The 17,578-nt window shown below is 51.3% G+C and carries 17 protein-coding genes and 1 riboswitch; of the genes, 6 read left to right on the forward strand and 11 right to left on the reverse strand.

Going from position 1 to position 17,578, the window contains the following annotated elements:
- Positions 1–5 precede the first annotated feature (5 nt).
- The 8 genes from FPL14_RS12835 to FPL14_RS12870 form a co-directional block, all read right to left on the reverse strand.
- The gene (locus FPL14_RS12835; RefSeq protein WP_182303353.1) at positions 6–440 is read right to left on the reverse strand and encodes a chemotaxis protein CheW; all 435 of its coding nucleotides are present in this window, start codon (positions 438–440) and stop codon (positions 6–8) included.
- A 4-nt stretch (positions 441–444) separates the two neighbouring features.
- Positions 445–2,310: a methyl-accepting chemotaxis protein gene (locus FPL14_RS12840; protein WP_182303355.1), complete on the reverse strand. Its 1,866-nt coding sequence runs from the start codon at positions 2,308–2,310 to the stop codon at positions 445–447.
- 15 nt (positions 2,311–2,325) lie between these two features.
- Positions 2,326–3,924: a methyl-accepting chemotaxis protein gene (locus FPL14_RS12845; RefSeq protein ID WP_182303357.1), complete on the reverse strand. Its 1,599-nt coding sequence runs from the start codon at positions 3,922–3,924 to the stop codon at positions 2,326–2,328.
- Entirely contained in the window at positions 3,908–4,168 is a 261-nt protein-coding gene (locus FPL14_RS12850) for a hypothetical protein (protein WP_182303359.1), read from the reverse strand. Before FPL14_RS12850 ends, FPL14_RS12845 begins: the two co-directional genes overlap by 17 nt.
- 24 nt (positions 4,169–4,192) lie before the next feature.
- Positions 4,193–4,555, reverse strand: coding sequence for a response regulator (locus tag FPL14_RS12855; protein ID WP_182303360.1), 363 nt, complete (start codon positions 4,553–4,555; stop codon positions 4,193–4,195).
- 14 nt (positions 4,556–4,569) lie between these two features.
- A complete protein-coding gene (locus FPL14_RS12860) occupies positions 4,570–5,022 on the reverse strand; it encodes a chemotaxis protein CheX (protein WP_182303361.1) in 453 nt (150 codons plus the stop codon).
- Between the two features lie 212 nt (positions 5,023–5,234).
- On the reverse strand, positions 5,235–5,894 hold the full coding sequence (locus FPL14_RS12865) for a response regulator transcription factor (protein WP_182303362.1): 660 nt from the start codon (positions 5,892–5,894) through the stop codon (positions 5,235–5,237).
- A gap of 32 nt (positions 5,895–5,926) precedes the next feature.
- On the reverse strand, positions 5,927–8,542 hold the full coding sequence (locus tag FPL14_RS12870; protein ID WP_182303363.1) for a PAS domain S-box protein: 2,616 nt from the start codon (positions 8,540–8,542) through the stop codon (positions 5,927–5,929).
- A gap of 214 nt (positions 8,543–8,756) precedes the next feature.
- Positions 8,757–8,944, forward strand: a riboswitch (cobalamin riboswitch).
- A gap of 140 nt (positions 8,945–9,084) precedes the next feature.
- On the opposite strand from FPL14_RS12870, the gene FPL14_RS12875 reads away from it, so the two are divergent.
- The 6 genes from FPL14_RS12875 (at position 9,085) to FPL14_RS12900 (ending at position 13,645) form a co-directional block, all read left to right on the forward strand.
- Entirely contained in the window at positions 9,085–9,852 is a 768-nt protein-coding gene (locus tag FPL14_RS12875) for an energy-coupling factor ABC transporter permease (protein ID WP_182303364.1), read from the forward strand.
- Complete coding sequence (locus tag FPL14_RS12880) at positions 9,849–10,151, forward strand: energy-coupling factor ABC transporter substrate-binding protein (RefSeq protein ID WP_182303365.1); 303 nt, start codon at positions 9,849–9,851, stop codon at positions 10,149–10,151. The genes FPL14_RS12875 and FPL14_RS12880 overlap by 4 nt, the downstream gene beginning before the upstream one ends.
- Positions 10,144–10,893, forward strand: coding sequence for a cobalt ECF transporter T component CbiQ (cbiQ, locus tag FPL14_RS12885; protein WP_182303366.1), 750 nt, complete (start codon positions 10,144–10,146; stop codon positions 10,891–10,893). The genes FPL14_RS12880 and cbiQ overlap by 8 nt, the downstream gene beginning before the upstream one ends.
- Positions 10,875–11,723, forward strand: a complete 849-nt coding sequence (locus tag FPL14_RS12890; protein WP_182303368.1) for an energy-coupling factor ABC transporter ATP-binding protein — start codon at positions 10,875–10,877, stop codon at positions 11,721–11,723. Before cbiQ ends, FPL14_RS12890 begins: the two co-directional genes overlap by 19 nt.
- 267 nt (positions 11,724–11,990) lie before the next feature.
- Positions 11,991–12,650: a response regulator transcription factor gene (locus tag FPL14_RS12895; protein WP_324617930.1), complete on the forward strand. Its 660-nt coding sequence runs from the start codon at positions 11,991–11,993 to the stop codon at positions 12,648–12,650.
- A complete protein-coding gene (locus tag FPL14_RS12900) occupies positions 12,647–13,645 on the forward strand; it encodes a sensor histidine kinase (protein WP_182303372.1) in 999 nt (332 codons plus the stop codon). Before FPL14_RS12895 ends, FPL14_RS12900 begins: the two co-directional genes overlap by 4 nt.
- A 77-nt stretch (positions 13,646–13,722) precedes the next feature.
- Here FPL14_RS12900 and FPL14_RS12905 read toward each other — a convergent pair whose 3' ends face one another.
- The 3 genes from FPL14_RS12905 to FPL14_RS12915 form a co-directional block, all read right to left on the reverse strand.
- Positions 13,723–15,690 (reverse strand): ABC transporter permease, encoded by a 1,968-nt coding sequence (locus tag FPL14_RS12905; protein ID WP_182303374.1) that lies wholly within the window; start codon positions 15,688–15,690, stop codon positions 13,723–13,725.
- Positions 15,687–16,433 (reverse strand): ABC transporter ATP-binding protein, encoded by a 747-nt coding sequence (locus FPL14_RS12910; RefSeq protein ID WP_182303376.1) that lies wholly within the window; start codon positions 16,431–16,433, stop codon positions 15,687–15,689. The genes FPL14_RS12905 and FPL14_RS12910 overlap by 4 nt, the downstream gene beginning before the upstream one ends.
- 151 nt (positions 16,434–16,584) lie before the next feature.
- Complete coding sequence (locus FPL14_RS12915; protein WP_182303378.1) at positions 16,585–17,571, reverse strand: TlpA family protein disulfide reductase; 987 nt, start codon at positions 17,569–17,571, stop codon at positions 16,585–16,587.
- Between the last annotated feature and the right edge of the window lie 7 nt (positions 17,572–17,578).

The raw sequence follows: 17,578 nt of genomic DNA on the forward strand, positions 1-17,578 counted from the left end.
CTCGTTCACTCCTGTTCGCGAAGCAAGACTTCGTCCAGCTTCAAGATCCCGACGAGACCGTTATTCGTTATGCCGATCCCTACGAAGTAGTTACCGTCTACGCCTCCTACCCGCTCGGGCGGAAGTTGAACGTCCGAGAACGTCGTGACTTGATTTACGCGATCAACGATAATTCCTACGGTATCCTCCATATGATGGACAACGATGATCCGCGTCGTTCGGGAATATTCCTTCTCTTGAAACCCGAACATATTCCGCAGGCTGATGACCGGCACGATCTTGCCTCTGAGGTTAATAACCCCTTTGACGTAGGGCGTGACGTTAGGAATCGGCGTGATGTCCTGAATTTTGATGATCTCATGAATATCTCTGATTCGAATGGCGTACTGCTCTTTCTCTATATCGAATTCGATATATTGCTCATATTGTGCCGCCTGCATGATCTCACCCTTGTTCTCGTGATGAATTGACTTTGAAAATGGAGATCGACTTGTTCAAACCTTCTGCCAGCAAGGCAAGCGATTGCGAGGTCGCGGCCGTTTCTTCCGATGCCGCCGCGGCCTCTTGACTCGCGGAGGAGATGCTTTCGATCGATTGCATCACTTCGTCCGCCTGCGCCGCTTGTTGTTCGCTGGCGGCGGCGATTTCATTCACTTTATGTTCCGTCTCGTTAATCATCCCGACGATTTCCTCAAAGGCTTGTCCGGTCTGCCTGGACTGGCTAACGCCGTTGGAAACCGCGGTTACGCTCTTGTGGGTGTTCGCCTGCATCTCCTTAATGATCGAAGTGATCTGCGTAGTGGCCTCTCCGCTGCGCTCGGCCAGCTTCCGCACCTCGTCCGCGACGACCGCGAAGCCTCTCCCCTGCTCGCCGGCACGCGCGGCTTCAATGGCCGCGTTCAAGGCCAGCAGATTCGTTTGTTCCGAAATGTCGTCGATGACCTCGATAATTTCCCCGATCTTAACGGAGTCTTTCTCCAACTGCTCCATCCGCGAGCTTACTTGACCCATGCTTTCTACGGAGAGCCTAACGATTTCGCCGCCTTTGCGAGCAATTACGGTCGTATTGGCCGCTAATTGCGACGCTTCCTCCGCGCTGACCGCAACGGCATTAATAGCGTGCGAGAGCTGGCTGAACTGCTCGTGCATGTATTGAGAAGCTTGGGCTTGCACGGAGCTGCCTTTCGCGATTTCCTCCGTCGTCGCCGAGATTTGCTCGGAGGCTGCCGCGACATTGTGCGACGCGCTTAACACTCCGCCGATTAAATCGCGCAGCTTATGGCTCATGTCGTTCACGGAGACCGATAACCGGCCGATCTCGTCCTTGGAACGCACGGCGATTTCCTGGGTCAAATCCCCGTCCGCGATTGTCGCGGTCGCGCCTATCAAGCGCTGAAGAGGCGAGGTAATCGAACGGATAATCGCGATCACGAGCAACGCGCCCAGCAATACGGCAACAACGATGACCGCTACCGTCGTATATAGGATACTTCTCGTGGCACTAGTAATCTCGGACTTTTCCAAGGCGCCGACAATCTTCCAACCGGTCAATTCGTTCGTCATGAATACCGCTCTTTTGCTTTTTCCGTTAAATTCGTAATCGATTGTTCCGGCGTCCGATTCGTAGAATCGGGAAACGAAAGCCTCCTTGGCCTCTGTGCCCGGTTCAATTGTCGGATGAATCAAATAGCTCGGAGTTTCCCCCAGAATCGTGACATAACCCTTTTCCCCGACTCTGATTTGATTCACGGTTTCGGCTATCTTCGAAATATCCAGATTGCCCCCGACAACGCCGCGCCCATCGCTAATCGCCTTGGAGGGAACCACGACGATCTGCCCGGACGTGGCGGATACGTGAGGATCGTTAATGATCGCTTTCCCTTTGTTGTCCATTGCGCTCGTATACCAGGGTCTCTCTCTTGGATCGTACCCCTCGACGTACTGCTCGGGAGAGCGGATAATAAGCCCGTCTTCGTTGCCGTAGAACACCGTTTGAAATTGAGGGTGAACGGCTTTATACGGATCCAGAACCGCCCGGATTTGCCCGCTCTCTTCGCCGTCGGCCATCTCGTCGCGAAGCTGTCCGGCCAGATAATCCATATCCGAGGTTACGGAGGCAAAGAAATCCGTAATCTGGCTATCCGTGATTTGCACGCCCTGCCTCGCATTCGCAAGAATCTCGTTTTCCACTTGCGTTGCCGCTTTCTGATAGGAGAACCAACCGATCGCGACGCATGGCAAGATAAGGATCGCGAGGAAAGCGACGATCAACCGGGACTTAATCGAAAGATTAACTTTTACTCTCCGCACGTAGGTTCCTCCAGCCTATATCTTGAAGATGGATACCGAGCTATTTAATTCTTCCGCTAGTTGCGCAAGGGATTGGGCGGTCGAAGCGGTTTCCTCGCTGCTGGCCGCCGCTTCTTCCGTGGCCGCCGATATGCTCTCGATGGAACCGAGCACTTCCGAGGATTGAGCGGCCTGCTGCTCGCTCGCCGCGGCGATCTCGGTCACTTTGTGGGCCGTCTCGTTCACCATGGCCATAATATGCTCGAAAGCTTCGCCGGTTTTTTGCGAGGCAACGACTCCGTCTTCCACCGCTTTGACGCTTTGGGCGGTGTTGTCCTGCATACCCTTAATGATTTTCGTAATCTGCTTGGTCGCCTCGCCGCTGCGTTCGGCTAATTTTCTTACTTCGTCGGCGACTACCGCGAATCCGCGTCCTTGATCTCCCGCACGGGCCGCTTCAATAGCGGCATTCAGCGCAAGAAGATTGGTCTGTTCCGCGATATCGTCGATCACTTCGATGATTTCCCCGATTTTGTTCGAATCCTCTTCGAGCTTGGACATCTGTTCGTTCACGCGGGTCATCCCGTTAATGGACGTTTGAACGACCTTGCCCCCCTCTTGAGCGATACTCATCGTTTGGTTGGACAGATCCGATGCTTGTTCCGCGCTCCGGGCGACGGAATTGATGGCCATCGAGAGCTCCCGGAATAGCTCGTTCATCGTTTGCGCGGCGTTCGCTTGGCTCATGCTTCCGCTGGCGATTTCCTCCGTGCTCGCCGAGATCTGCTGGGAAGCCGCGGAGACGCTTTCCGCCGATACCAGAATCCCGCCCACGGTTCCCCTTAAATTCAGAACCATATCGTTAACGGACGTCGCCAGTATTCCGATTTCGTCCTTCGTATGGATATCCGAAGTTTCGCTTAGATCTCCTTTGGCTACTTGGCCGACAAGCTTGACCATACGGTTTAGCGGACTGGCGACCATTCGGGAAATGACGTATCCGAATCCGATGCTAATGAGCACCGCCGCAATCATAATTCCGAAAGTTACGGATCTGGAGGACTTATAAATCTTGTCGGATTCCGCTCGCGCTTCATCCGCTACGTCAAGGTTGAAAAGAACCAGCCTTGTGACGATCTCGCCCAGCTTATCGTTTGTTTCTTTCAGGCCGTCCGTCAGCAAATGTTTCGTGAATTCCTCGGAGCTTATATTTTCGCTATTCAGTTCAATAGCCTTGTCCAATAGTTCGTTATATTGCTTCCATACTGGGGCAAGCAGCTTCAAGTCGTCTTTCTCCGTTTGGCTCAACGTGGCCAACTGGCTGAATTTATTGATTCTAGTTTCGATTTCTTTCGCGCTCGCCAATATTTTTTCCTTGTACTCGTTGTTCTCCGCTTCGGTTCTGGCAAAGATGTTCATGTCCCGAAGATCGACGTTGATCGTCTGGTAGAGAGTCTGAATATAACTCAGATCGTTGACGGGCACTAAGTTGGTCTCGTACATATCCACGACCTGTTTATCCATCTTCCCCAGATTGGTTAACCCGGAATATCCGATAAACACCAATAAAATCGTAGTAACCGTAAACGCGGTCGCAAGCTTCACGGCCGTCCGTAAATTACTGAACCATCTCACGAGCCAACACTCCATTCATCGCCAAAGTTGGTTGTCCGATCTGCGCTTGCAAATAATCCACGATTTCTTTCGCTTGCTCGGGCTCGAGCAGCGGCTTCATGGAGAGGGCCGTCAGATAATACCTGATAAACAGCATTTCCTTGTAGAGATGTATGAGCTCCGGTCGATCCATCGTCTGCAAATATAATTTAAAATCCTCGAGCAGTCCCTCGAATTCCGTTTCGACGCCTTTATTCATTCGCATCGTTACCCACTCCCCCAGGATGGACTAATTGGCTATCGCTCTCTCAATCGATTCCAGTACGCGATCCGGTTGGAACGGTTTGACGATAAAATCTTTGGCCCCCGCTTGTATCGCTTGTACGACCATCCCTTGCTGTCCCATTGCCGAGCACATGATGATTCTGGCTTTCGGATCCGCTTCCTTGATCAGTTTGACGGCCTCTATTCCTTCCATCACCGGCATCGTAATGTCCATCGTGACCAAGTCCGGTCCCAGTTCCTTATATCTCGCGATTGCTTCGCTGCCGTTCGCGGCCTCTCCAACGACCGTATGTCCGTTCTTCTGCAAAATGTCTTTGAGCATCATCCGCATGAAAGCGGCATCATCCACGACCAGAATGTTTGCCATATTAAAGCCACTCCTTATTTCTGTAAAAGTAAAATCATATTCACTTCGCCAACGTTGGCGATATGTATAGGGACCGAAATTCCCTGCTCGAATCCGAACATCTGAAATGTCCCGACCACGACGGTCGGAGGCGTAATATCGATTTTTCGTCCTTTTTGAGACAGAATAGATGATGTTGTTCCCGCGATCATATTCGCGATTTCGCCTACGAAGCTGTGAAGCATTTCGCCTTGCAGGGGCATCCCGAACATCGATTCGCCTAAACTGCTGAAGGTAGGACCTTCTCCCTCAAGCACCACGCGCCCAGATACGTCTCCGGTAATGCCGACCAGCACGCTCATGTGGCTCTGAAGAGTCGTTTGCTGAAAGGCTTTAGGCGGATAAACCTCCGTTGCCGCCGGAATAACCTGGCTCACGGATTCAATCGCGCTGTTTAACAAATCCTTAACGCCTGCTTGATTATCCATCTGTACCCTCCTTACTAGCTAAGAATCGACCCCTGATTCTAAAGGACTAGATTGATCATAAGCGGGCTAAAGTTATTGGTAACCGAAAATGTATGGCGCGACCGCGCAAATCTTTTTCGGAATCTCGCATGGGCGCGCAATAAAAAAAAATCCCATCACGCGACGGCGTGAATGGGACCGTTATGGCTAACGATGTATTCCGTTATACAAGTTCATTGGATAAAGTCCGCGTCCGTCAAAAAACCCATTTGTTTCGCCTTGATCGCCGCTTCGACCCGCGATTTGACGTTGAGCTTGCTGAAGAGATTCGTTAAACAATATTCCAGCGAACGCTGGCTCATCAGCACGATCTCGGAAATGTCTTTGTTGCTTCTTCCTTTGGCGATTTCTTTCAGGATTTCATATTCCTTATTGCTGATCGCAAGAGCCGATTGCTTCCAATCCTTCGTCTCCAACGCTTGCAACGTCGTTCTGCGCAATTGCCTAACCAAGGAGATCGGCAAGACCGCTTCTCCGCGCAACGCGCACCGTACGGCCGTTACGAGCTGTTCCCGATTCGAGGTCTTGAGGATAAAGCCGCTTATCCCCGCTTCGATCATTAAGTTGAAATGGTTATTAAATTCAAAGCCGGTATAGATTAAAATAATCGCGTCGGGTTTCATCGTTAATACTTGCTTGGCTAGATCGATTCCGTTAATCTCCGCGATATGAAGATCGAATAGCATAATATCGTAGTGCCGCGCGTTGACTTGCTCTAGCGCGGCATTCGCGCTATTCGCTATCGCAACCTTCATGTCTCCTTCCTGCTCCAGAATCATTCTGGTCCCTTCCATGACCGATGGGTGGTCGTCCACTAATAGAATATGTATCATGCTGTCGCACCTCGGAAGTTAATCATTCTACGTTATCCATTCGCGGGAATCGTAATGGAGACCGCGAGCCCGTTACTCTTCGACGAGCCGAATTCGATAAGTCCGTTCATGCTGCGTACCCGTTCCTTCATGCCGTGGATGCCCATTCGATTATACGAATCCTTCATCGTTCCAAAGTCCATTCCGACTCCGTTGTCTTCATACGTCAAGCGAATATGATCGGATCCGCTGGACAACGCGATCCGCACCACCGTTGCCCGCGAATGCTTCGTGGCATTAGCCAACAGCTCCTGCACGATACGATAGAGGCCGATTAATAGGACATCGCTTATCGTATGATCGTAGTCGGCCGCATCGAACTGGATGCAATAGTTCGTACGCAATTGGGTAAAGTCGAACAGCGCCTCCAGGGAAGTCGTCAATCCTTCCTCCGTTAACAGAGGTGGCCTTAATTCGTTGCAAGTGATCCGGATCTGGTGGATAACGTCCAACAGTCCCTCCGCGATTTGTCCCAATTGTTCCCGGACATCCCCGGTAATCGACTCGTCCATCATGAGAAGATCAAGCTTGCGATACCAGATGATCTGTTCTTGAAGCGCCGCGTCGTGCAGATCCTGCGATAAGCGCTTCCTCTCGTTCTCGGAGATGTTGAACAACAGCCGGAGGAGCCAAGTCGGACCGACTTGCTGGGCCGCGCTCTGTTCCAGTTCCCTGCTTAAGTCTTCTATTAACAAGAAGTTATCGAATAGAACGCTGACGTATCGGGCAATCGTCTGAAGCCATACCCTCTGGGTCGTAATCTGCAAGGAGGCGGGCTTCTCATCGATGCAGAGCAAATAGCTTCTGCCTCTGATCTCGCCGATCTTAAGATGATACCCCTCGTCCGTCTCGATGATCTCGCATAATCGATCCTCGTTGTGTTCGACCTCTTGCAAGCTCACCCGGTTGGATTTAATAACCTCCCGTACTTCTCTCACCAGGCGCCTCTCCAACTGGCTCACTTTCATGACGCCGAAGAGGTCGCGGGAAAATCGGTCCAAGCTGGTCAACAGGCGATAATGCCGAAATTCGCTCTCGATCAGTTTCCGTTGCGATTGTTTCCTGACCGTAATATCCTCGAACATCAATTGGATGGAGGAAGATTTAGAGTCGTAGATAGAGAGCATAGAGATGTCGATGACTTGGCCGTCCGTGCGGATAATCTGGAATTCGCCCGGAGCGGTGAACCCGGTAAGCAACGTATTCTCCATCCGCTCGGTCGCGTACTTCTGGTAAGCGGGATGAACCCAGTCTTTGATAATATCCGTTTCGATCTTATCGCCGTGGAATTCCTTTCCGACCATCTTCATCCCGGACGGATTGATATAAGTGATCTTACCATCCTTATAGGTGGCGATCGCTACAGGGGACAACTCCACCAATCTTCGGTAACGTTCCTCGCTTTGCCGATAGCGTTCTTCGCTTTCGATAAGCGCCTTCTCGATTTTTACTTTTTCCGTAATGTCCCTTCCCAGTGCTATGATACTTCGAACGTTTCCGCCATCGCAGAATACCGGGGTACCCATGCATTCGAGATGGAGCACGGCACCGTCCGCGTGAAGAATCCGGTATCGCATCAGTCTGTCTCTTTTCGTCTCGATCAACATAGCTATTTCGCGTCGCAACGTGTCTTTATCTTCCGGATGCAAGTAATCGATCAGTTTTTTGCCGCGAAAAGACTCTTCCGCCAATCCTAGCACCTTGCCGCAGGAAGGAGTGGCGAACAGGATGTTGCCCTCCAGGTCAAGCATGCCCAACATGTCCGTCATATTGTCGGCGATCATCCGATATTGCGTCTCGCGATCCTTTAGCGCCTTCTCGATGCTCTTCTTGGCGGTAATGTCTTTGCAGATGACGAAAGCGCCCGTGATCTGGTGATTCACGTAGATCGGAACCGGTTTCATTTCCCAATGGAACACGTTGCCGCTCTTGTGCCGCGACGTCATCTCGAACGTTAGGGACACTCCCTGCAAAGCTAACTGGAAATACTCCGTCATGAGTTGGATATTGTCCTTCCCGAATACGTCGTCCATCGAGAAGTTCGCGTCCGCCCCCAGCAACCGCTCGCCCGTTATTTTCTCCGCGGTCGGATTAATATCCATGACGTTCCCGTTCAGATCCAGCTCGCATATGACGTCCGAATTGTATTCGAACAGCGATTTGTAGCGTTGCTCGCTCTTGTGCAGCTCGTCTTCCATCTTTTTTCTATCCGTAATATCGATGATGACTCCATCGAATTGAGTCACTTCTCCATCCGCGTTAAGACTGGGCATAATCCCGACTTGAAGCCAGCGAATCTCTCCGTTCGCATGCCATATCCGGTATTCGCGCTGATCGGGAATGCCTTGCCTGATGTTGGCCGATAATTTCTTGAATATCGGGATATCCTCCGGATACACCGTCGTTATCCAATCGTTGACGTCCATGAATTTCTTCAGCGGATATCCGGTAATTCTAGTCAACGCCTCCGAAGCGAAGTTGATCTTATTCGCAAGCAAATCATACGACCAGATCGCCGCGTCTATCATGCTTATCATTTGTTCAAGCAGTCGGTTTTTATTGGCTAGTTGCTCCCGAGTGGCGGTATCTAAGCTGTTGAATGAACTCATCCTGCGGCCATCTTCTCCTTATGTCCGAACCTTGATGTAAGTCTTCATGCTCTCGTAATCGCTGTTTACATAGTTCGACTAAATCTTCTAATTTCCTTCACTGAAAGAACAGTGCTAATAGAGCCTTGAACCCCATATCTTTAGATTAGGTTCAACATAGATCAAATAGATTACAAATAGTAGAGGTTATCTGTTAGAATAAGCTTTAGTAAAAATCATATGTTATCGATGAGGTGCCCTTGTCTTATCAAGGGGTAACAGGGAATCGGGTGCAAATCCCGAGCGGTCCCGCCACTGTAATCGGGGAGTTCCCTCCACTATGTCACTCGGCGTTTAAGCCGGGGAAGACGGAGGCAATGCCGATCCGAGAGCCAGGAGACCTACCTAATCGATTACACCCTATTCCTTCGCGGAGAGGAGAGGTGTGCGTATATCCAACTGACAACGGCATGGCTGTGTTGTCTTTTGCTACGTACTCCTAGACCTATCCTGACGGATCGGTCTTTTTTTGTTGCGCATTTATTATTAAGGAGGAAATTCGTATGAGAGTAAGTCGTAGCGTTCGATTATTGCTTGCCGTTCTGGGGCTCGTTGGGTATTTTCTAATCAATGAACCTCAATCGGCCTATGCCATGCACATTATGGAGGGTTTCCTCCCCGTCGGCTGGGCCGTGTTCTGGTGGGCGGCATTCATCCCGTTCTTCGTATTCGGTTTAAGAGCGCTCAGGAAGATCACCAAAGAAACTCCCGAGCTTAAGCTGATGCTGGGATTGGCCGCGGCTTTTACCTTCGTGCTATCCGCGTTGAAGATCCCTTCCGTTACCGGCAGCAGCTCCCACCCGACCGGGACGGGCCTCGGATCGGTCATGTTCGGTCCGCTTCCGATGAGCGTGCTGGGCTCCATCGTCCTTCTGTTCCAAGCCGTTCTGCTTGCCCATGGCGGAATTACGACGCTCGGCGCCAACGCCTTCTCCATGGCCGTCTGCGGTCCGATCATCGGCTACTTCGCGTACAAATGGCTGATGAAAGCTTCCGGCAAGCAGAATCTCGCGATCTTCTGCGCCGCGGCGCTGGCTAACCTATCCACCTATGTCGTGACCTCCGCGCAGCTTGCGCTTGCTTTCCCTTCCGAGAGCGGCGGTTTCATCGCCTCGTTCTTGAAGTTCGGCGGAATCTTCGCCGTGACGCAAGTTCCTCTCGCCATTAGCGAAGGATTGCTCACCGTTCTGATCTGGGGCTGGCTCAAATCGCACAGCACGGACGAGTTATCGATTCTCCAACGCAAAATGAAAGGGGTAAAACACGCATGAGACTAGCTACAAGAAACATTCTCCTATTGACCGCCGTCATTCTGCTTGCCGTTCTGCCCTTGCTTCTGATCAACGGCGAATTCGGGGGAGCCGACGATGCCGCCGAAGCCTTGATCCAAGAAATCCACCCTGCTTACGAACCATGGTTCTCCTCGTTCTTCGAGCTTCCTTCCGAGACCGAGAGCATGCTGTTCGCCCTGCAAGCCGCGATAGGCGCGGGAGTGATCGGCTATGTAATCGGTTATTTCAAAGGGAAATCCAAGGACAAATCCAAGGACAAATCCAAGCACGATGCTTAAGCTTATCGACTCGCTTTCCTACGGGAACGCGCTGCGTGCCGCATCTCCCTTGTGGAAATGCGGCTTCGCGGCGATTTTGTTCCTGCTCGCTTACGTATCGCAACCTCCCGTACAACTGTTGATCGTCGCCTGGATGCTCTTTTGGATTATCGGACACGCGAAAATACCCGCCGTGCATGGATTGTTGCTGCTCGGAGGCTCCTGTCTGTTCTTCCTCGCCAGTCTCCCGGCGCTCGTCTTGGATTTACAAATGGGGAGCATTGCCTTGTCCGAGAAGGGCATAGCCTCAGCGGGCTTCTTATTCTGCCGGATGCTTGCCTGCCTATCCGTGATGTTCTTCCTTATCCTAACGACGCCCTTTCAGCAATTGTTACAGGTGATGGCTAAGCTGAGGATCCCTTCTCTCGTGCTGGAGCTGATGCTGATTACGTATCGGTTTCTGTTTCTCTTCATGGACACCGCGCACGATATGTATGTGGCCCAGAAGGCGCGAGGGGGGCACTACGGATTCAAAAACAAGCTTAACGACATGGCGATCTTAATCGTTAGATTGTTTGTCAAGACGATGCACCGCTACAAGGGTTTATCGAACGGTTTGATCTCTAGAGGCTTTACCGACGAGATCCGCATGGCTCCCTACGAGGCCGAGCCGGTAACCTATCGTTATCGGCTCGAAACCGGAATCGGGCTTACTATTTTATTGCTGGCGGAATGTTGGCTGCGATGGAGGGAATATCAATAAATCCCATACTGGAAGTAGATCAGGTACGCTATAGCTACCCCGGCACGAAAAAAGAAGCGCTGAGGGGTTTGAGCTTAGTCGTGCCCGAAGGCAGAAGAACCGCGATTTGCGGTCATAACGGCTCAGGCAAATCGACTCTATTCCTGCACGCCATCGGAATTCATCGTCCGGCCATCGGCAAGGTCAGTTGGAAAGGCCAACCGCTAGAGTATTCCTCAGGCCGGCTTCGCGAGCTGCGAAGGAAGATCGGGCTTGTGTTCCAGGACCCCGAGCAGCAATTGATTCTGAACACGCCGTATGAGGACATCTCCTACGGATTGCGCAATGCGGGGATTGCGGAGCCGGACATTCGGCGTCGTACCGAGCATATGCTATCCGCGATGGGTCTTGAGCAATGGGCGCAAACCCCCATGCATCAGCTGAGCCTCGGCATGAAGAAACGGATCGCCCTTGCCGGCGTGTTGGTACTGGAGCCCGAATTGCTCTTGCTAGACGAGCCGACCGCGTATTTGGATCGTCAATCCGAGCTTCAGCTCGTCGAAGAATTAAATCGGATCCATGCGCAAGGGATTACCGTCGCGATGGCTACCCACGACATGAACTTAGCCTATTCTTGGGCAGATTGGATACTCGTCCTCGACGGAGGCCGCTGCGTCATGGAAGGGACGCCTAACGAAGTGTTCGCGCAAGAACGAAGAATTCGATCGCTTGGGTTGGATTTGCCCATACTCTACGAGGTTTGGCATTCCCTGCCGGCATCTATCCGCCGGGATGCGACGCCTCCGCGGACGATTGATTCGCTTAAACGGCATTTGAGCTCCTTCTCGTAAGAGGCTGTCTCTCGAGGTCTTGCCTTGCCAGGACCCGAGGGGCAGCTTCTTTCAATTGCCCCTTGAGGAACGAAGGCACTTTTTTGGCCTTCGTTCTTCATGCGAGGCTGTTGCGGCTAGTAGCAACTACTAATCCAGTTATATTAATCCCATTCGCTTCTTCCTTGTCTAAAATTGCTTCCCTACGCTATGATCATAGTACAACGCTTACGGATAAAGACCAAGAGTGCTGCCGCAACGAATGGAGGCTTGTCTTTGTTCCGCATTATGATCGTCGAAGACGATGAGAGAATACGTTCGATCGTAGCCGATACGCTCCGCAAATGGCAGTTCAACGTCGCCGAAGTGACGGCATTCGATCAAGTGCTTGCCGAGTTCGAGCAAGCTCAGCCCCACTTGGTGCTGCTAGACATTAATCTGCCGGTATTCGACGGATATCATTGGTGCCAGCGAATCCGCGCCGTGTCCAAGGTACCGATTATTTTCCTATCCTCCCGAAATCAGAACATGGACGTCATCATGGCCATCAACATGGGCGGCGACGATTTCGTGCAGAAGCCGTTCGACTTGGACGTTCTCGTCGCCAAGGTCAACGCGCTCTTGCGCCGCAATTACACATACCAAGACGAGAATTTGCAGCTTGCTCACCGCGAGCTCGTCTTTAACTTGTCTAACTCCTCCGTGCAATACGGTTCTCGGACAACCGAGCTATCCCGCAATGAGTTTATCCTGCTGCAAGTCATGATGCGCAATATCGGCAAGATCATCTCCCGCGACGATCTCATGCAAGCCCTCTGGAACGATGAGCAATTCGTCGACGACAACACGTTAACCGTGAACGTCAATCGCCTGCGCCGCAAAATCGCCGCGCTCGGATACGAAGACTTTATCGCGACGCGCAAAGGAATGGGGTACTTAATCGAATGAGATGGTGGCGCTTCCTAAAGTACGAGAAACCCTACCTCCTTCTGTTCCTGGCGGGTTTCCTTATCGTCATGGCCACGTTCTATACGGATCCCGCGATCGCATGGCAATGGGAAACCTTTTTCTATGCTCTAGTCCTAGTTCTAATCCTGCTGGCCGGATTCGTCATTCTCCGTTATTGGCGGAATCTCCAGGCCATTCGCCACATGCACCGCGAGGACGCCGAGAACCTTTCTCTCGAAGCCCATCATTATCACCGTATCTTGGAAGAGATGAGACAAGAGCATATTCGCGCCCTTAACGAGGTTCAAGCCAAGCAGAACGAGTATTACAACTTCATCGTAACGTGGTTTCACGAGATCAAAACTCCGATAGCCGTGCTGCGATTAATGCAGCAAACGGAAATGGATCGCAAAAGCCTGGACGAAGAAGTGTCCCGGATCGAACACTACGTGGATCAAGCGCTCTATTACGCCAAGCTGGATAGCTTCAATCAAGATTATGAAATCCGAAACTGCGATTTGGAGCCGCTCGTCAAAAATCTCGTAAAGAGCCATTCCAAGACGTTCATCTCCCGTAAAATCCGCATCCAGTTGGACTTGAAGTCCACGATCGTGCAAAGCGATTCCAAATGGCTGAATTATATCGTGAACCAGATTCTAACGAATAGCTTGAAATATACGGGAGACGACGGAGAAGTATCTATCGCGACCCGCGTCACTCCGCAAGAGAAATCGCTCGTCATACGGGACAACGGAATCGGAATCGATCCGAAGGATTTGCCGAGGATCTTCAATCGCGGATTCACGGGAACGAACGGGCGGTCCCATACGAAATCTACGGGAATGGGGTTGTATCTCGCGCAGGAACTATCGAACAAATTGGGACATTACATCACGTGCGAATCGGAAGTCGGGCAGTATACGGAGATGACCGTGCATTTTCCGAAAAACCACGATCCGTATATGAGCACGGTGAAGCCTTTTAAGGAACTTTGACAAAGAACCCCCTTGTCATAGTCGCTTTTTGCGGCCATGACAAGGGGGTTTCGTAAACTGACGGGCGGTCCGACGCGTTATTGCCTTTGGTTAACGATCTTATAGTAAAGGTTCGCCGAGGACAGATAAAACAAGAAGTAAATTAAGAAATACACGATCATGATTCCCCATACCAGATCGTCTAAGCCGGGGAAATCCTGAACGGAATCCAATATGTAATACTTGATGATAAACCAACTATGCAGAATTCCGAGCAATAGAGGCGGAGAGAACACGAACAAAAGCTTCTTGCGAATGACTCGTTTCATTAACCGGCCATCCACGCCTATTTTCCCTAAGATAGCGTATTGCTGTTGTTCATCCGTCGCTTCCCGCAATTGCTTGAAGTAGATGACGCTAGCTAATGCGAAGACGGCGATCAGGGCAAGAAATCCGCTGGCGAACAGCAACAAGGAAGAACTTTCGATTTGAACCGAGTACACGTCCGCGAATGAAGAATAATAAGCGTCCGGCGTCTGGGCGACCAATCCATGAATTTCCTTGGATAACGATTCGGCGTTCTTGGCGTCGTCGATCTGATAGAGCTCGTAGGATCTCGTTGCGGCTTGCTCGTTTAATCTTTGATACGTTTCGTCCGAGATGATCAGGATGGCAGGCTTAATGATCATCGAATTAACGGGGTCGGTTCTCCAGCCCAACAGCGCGTAATCTTTTTTCTCCACCAATTGGAACGTCGTCGTTTCCGTAACCGTCTTCACCGTTATGTTAGGTTGAGCTCCGGACTCATACGGCTTAGCAAGGTCCGATCCTTGCGCCAGGGAAACGGCCTCCGTCCCTTGCAGATCGACCTGCTGATCGGCGCCGCGGTAGATGACCATATCGTTATACGCTTTTTCCGCGACCAAGAGAAGCTCGGGACTATAATAGGCCGGGTTTTCGAAAGCTTCGGCCAGCTCCGTCCGGGTATTTCCAACCAACGCTTCCAATGTACGATGATCGTCTACCTTATGCCCGGAGCCCCGGATTAAACCATCGATCTTCTCGTTCATCGCGGGATCAAGAGATTCATAGGCAATATCATTAGGTAAATTCCGCCCTACGGCCTCGAACTGAACCTTGTAGTTAATGGCGACAAAACACGTTAATAAAATAATGACGGCGCTGAATAGCGAGATAAAAGTGAGATTGAGAGTATTTCCTCTTACTTGAAACCGCAGCGAGGACGTCCATAACACCATGTTTCCTTCGTGATACTTTTTGCGCCGACTCATCATCTGCAGCAGCCAGCCCGTAAATTGACGGAAGAACAAATACGTTCCGCCTATAATCCCTATTGTGACCGCAATCATGCTCGAAGTGGCGTAATCCTGCCATAATACGGACTCTCTTCCGCGACTGATCACGACAAAGGCTGCGCTAAGCAACAGGATCGCCAAGATGGCCAACGCGCTAGACGGTTTGAACGCCTTCTCCGCCTTCATCTTCGCATGAAACAATTCAACGAGCTGCACGCGCCGAATCATGAAATGGCTATGGACGCTAATAATGACTGCGAGCAGCAAGAATAAGCCAATGGTAGAACCGATCGCTTCTATCGGGAAAGAGAGCGAGATCGGCTGTTCATACTGCATCAGATTAATGAGTAACATGCCGAATAGCTTCGATAACAGTCCCCCGAGCAGAATGCCCGCAACAAGCGAGATTGCGCCGATAAACAACGTTTCATAAAAAACCATCAACGTAATTTGCCGTTCTTTCAACCCGAGCAGCAAGTACATTCCGAACTCTTTTTTCCTTTGCCTCATGAAGAACGAATTCGCGTAAAGAATGAAAAAGATAATGAACAGAAAGACGACGATAGACGCGATAATTACGCCATTCTGGAAATTCTGGCGGTTCTTGAGCGCATCCAGCAGATCCTCGTTGTACATAAGGGACGAGAACGTAAAGTGAATGATAACGCCCGTAATCATGGAGAACAAATAAATCGTATAGAGCCGGAAGTTACGCTGGACATTCCTTACCGTGAGATCGAGCAGGCTCATCGCGATTGGCCTCCCATGATGCTCTGGGTTTCCAAGATGCGGTCGTAGAACGCCTTCTGGCTCTGCTCTCCGGCATAGAGCTCGTTCACGATTCCTCCGTCGCGAAGGAAAATAACCCGCTTGCAGTAGCTAGCCGCGTAAATATCGTGAGTCACCATCAAGATCGTCGTCCGGAAAAGTTCGTTCAACTGAACCAATTGCTCCAACAACTGCGTCGCCGATCGCGAATCCAACGCGCCCGTCGGCTCGTCCGCGAAGACGATCGCCGGCTTGGTGACGATCGCGCGCGCCGACGCGGTCCGTTGCTTCTGACCGCCCGATATTTCGCTCGGGTATTTATCGAGCAGCTCTTCGATATTGAGCGACTGCACGATCGGCAGCAACCGCCGCTCCATCTCTTCCGTCGCGAACTTGCGCAACGAGAGCGGCAGCAGAATGTTCTCCTTCACGGTTAACGTGTCCAGCAGGTTGTAGTCTTGGAAAATGAAGCCCATACGCTCTTGGCGAAATTGCCTTAGCGAACTTTTCTTCAAGTCCAGCAACGACTTCCCGTCCAGCCATACTTCTCCGCCAGACAACTGATCGATCGTGGACAACACGTTCATCAGCGTGGATTTACCGGAGCCCGAAGGCCCCATGATCGCCGTAAATTCGCCCTCTGCAACCGTTAGATCGATATTTTTCAATATTAGCGTTTTCCCGTAGTTTTTGGATAAATTTTTCGTTTGAATGACCGTTTGCATCGAATGACCTCCTCTTCATGTTACCTACTATAGAACGGTTATCCATATCTAACCATCGAAGTAACGCGAAGTTGGGTGACGGTTTTGTCACATACGCCGTACATAAAATAACAAAAAACGTGTTAACTCTCCAGTTAACACGTTTGTATTCTCATTGCCGCAAAGCCTTCTTCATACTCTCGTAGCTAATAGCCCCTAGATAACGTTCTTGAATGTTGCCCGAGGGATCGATGATGTAGGTGGTCGGATAAGCGGTGACCTTGTATTGCTTCAACACGTCGCCGGCTTCGTCCAATACGATAGGGAAGCTGTAATCCATCTCGTCCGCGTACTGTTTCACGCGCTGACTGTTCCTCTCTTGGCTGGTCGCGTTAACGGATAGAATGACGACGTCTTGGTCTTTATATTTCTGATAGAGCTTCTCCACGTGCGGCATCTCCGTCCGGCATACCCGGCACCAAGTCGCCCAGAAGTTCATCAGCACGGTTTTGCCCCGGTAATCGGACAAGCTTACCGCGTTTCCGTTAAGATCGGTTAGGCGGAAATCCGGAGCAGCCTGATTGTCGCGGATACTCTTATTGTCGGCAGGATCGAGCACGGTATACGCGATCATCGTCACGACAAGAGCGAGACCGAGTACCTGCCCGGCCCGCTTCAGCGAAGGACTCAGCAGCACGATCAATGCGGCAAGCGAAACGAAAAGACCTAACAGGAGAAGTCCACCAGCGGAATCGGCAAAAAAGACATTCGCCGCGAGGATTCCCGTCGCCATGGCCGCCATCCAAGTAGCCGTAACCTCGACGCTCTGACGTATGCCTAGCCTTCTGTATTGGCGCAACCCGATATAAGCGCACGCGGCCACGGAAGCCAGATACATCCCTTTCGTCTCCCCGCTGAAGAACAGAAGGGACAGAGGGTGATCGATTACGCTTGCCGGATCAAAGAGAAAAAGACTGCCTTTCCAGACGGCCAACCAGACGAACACCGCGCTCCATGCGTCGGAAACGGTAGATTCCCGCTCCGGATGCCGCCTCTGACGGTACCTTACCGCAATAACGCCGATCATGCCTGCGACGATGAACTCCAGCAACTCCATGTTCAGCACGAAAGTGCCTACCTGAAGATTCGGCATAGCCATCGGAACC

The organism is Cohnella cholangitidis (assembly GCF_014107495.1).
GTDB lineage: Bacteria > Bacillota > Bacilli > Paenibacillales > Paenibacillaceae > Cohnella > Cohnella cholangitidis.

What these genes read in the sequence shown, in the direction of transcription:
- FPL14_RS12835 (WP_182303353.1), bottom strand. Translation starts at nt 440, where the DNA reads ATGCAGGCGGCACAATATGAGCAATATATCGAATTCGATATAGAGAAA.
- FPL14_RS12850 (WP_182303359.1), bottom strand. Translation starts at nt 4,168, where the DNA reads ATGCGAATGAATAAAGGCGTCGAAACGGAATTCGAGGGACTGCTCGAG.
- FPL14_RS12855 (WP_182303360.1), bottom strand. Translation starts at nt 4,555, where the DNA reads ATGGCAAACATTCTGGTCGTGGATGATGCCGCTTTCATGCGGATGATG.
- FPL14_RS12860 (WP_182303361.1), bottom strand. Translation starts at nt 5,022, where the DNA reads ATGGATAATCAAGCAGGCGTTAAGGATTTGTTAAACAGCGCGATTGAA.
- FPL14_RS12865 (WP_182303362.1), bottom strand. Translation starts at nt 5,894, where the DNA reads ATGATACATATTCTATTAGTGGACGACCACCCATCGGTCATGGAAGGG.
- FPL14_RS12870 (WP_182303363.1), bottom strand. Translation starts at nt 8,542, where the DNA reads ATGAGTTCATTCAACAGCTTAGATACCGCCACTCGGGAGCAACTAGCC.
- FPL14_RS12875 (WP_182303364.1), top strand. Translation starts at nt 9,085, where the DNA reads ATGAGAGTAAGTCGTAGCGTTCGATTATTGCTTGCCGTTCTGGGGCTC.
- FPL14_RS12880 (WP_182303365.1), top strand. Translation starts at nt 9,849, where the DNA reads ATGAGACTAGCTACAAGAAACATTCTCCTATTGACCGCCGTCATTCTG.
- cbiQ (WP_182303366.1), top strand. Translation starts at nt 10,144, where the DNA reads ATGCTTAAGCTTATCGACTCGCTTTCCTACGGGAACGCGCTGCGTGCC.
- FPL14_RS12890 (WP_182303368.1), top strand. Translation starts at nt 10,875, where the DNA reads ATGGAGGGAATATCAATAAATCCCATACTGGAAGTAGATCAGGTACGC.
- FPL14_RS12895 (WP_324617930.1), top strand. Translation starts at nt 11,991, where the DNA reads ATGATCGTCGAAGACGATGAGAGAATACGTTCGATCGTAGCCGATACG.
- FPL14_RS12900 (WP_182303372.1), top strand. Translation starts at nt 12,647, where the DNA reads ATGAGATGGTGGCGCTTCCTAAAGTACGAGAAACCCTACCTCCTTCTG.
- FPL14_RS12905 (WP_182303374.1), bottom strand. Translation starts at nt 15,690, where the DNA reads ATGAGCCTGCTCGATCTCACGGTAAGGAATGTCCAGCGTAACTTCCGG.
- FPL14_RS12910 (WP_182303376.1), bottom strand. Translation starts at nt 16,433, where the DNA reads ATGCAAACGGTCATTCAAACGAAAAATTTATCCAAAAACTACGGGAAA.
- FPL14_RS12915 (WP_182303378.1), bottom strand. Translation starts at nt 17,571, where the DNA reads ATGGCTATGCCGAATCTTCAGGTAGGCACTTTCGTGCTGAACATGGAG.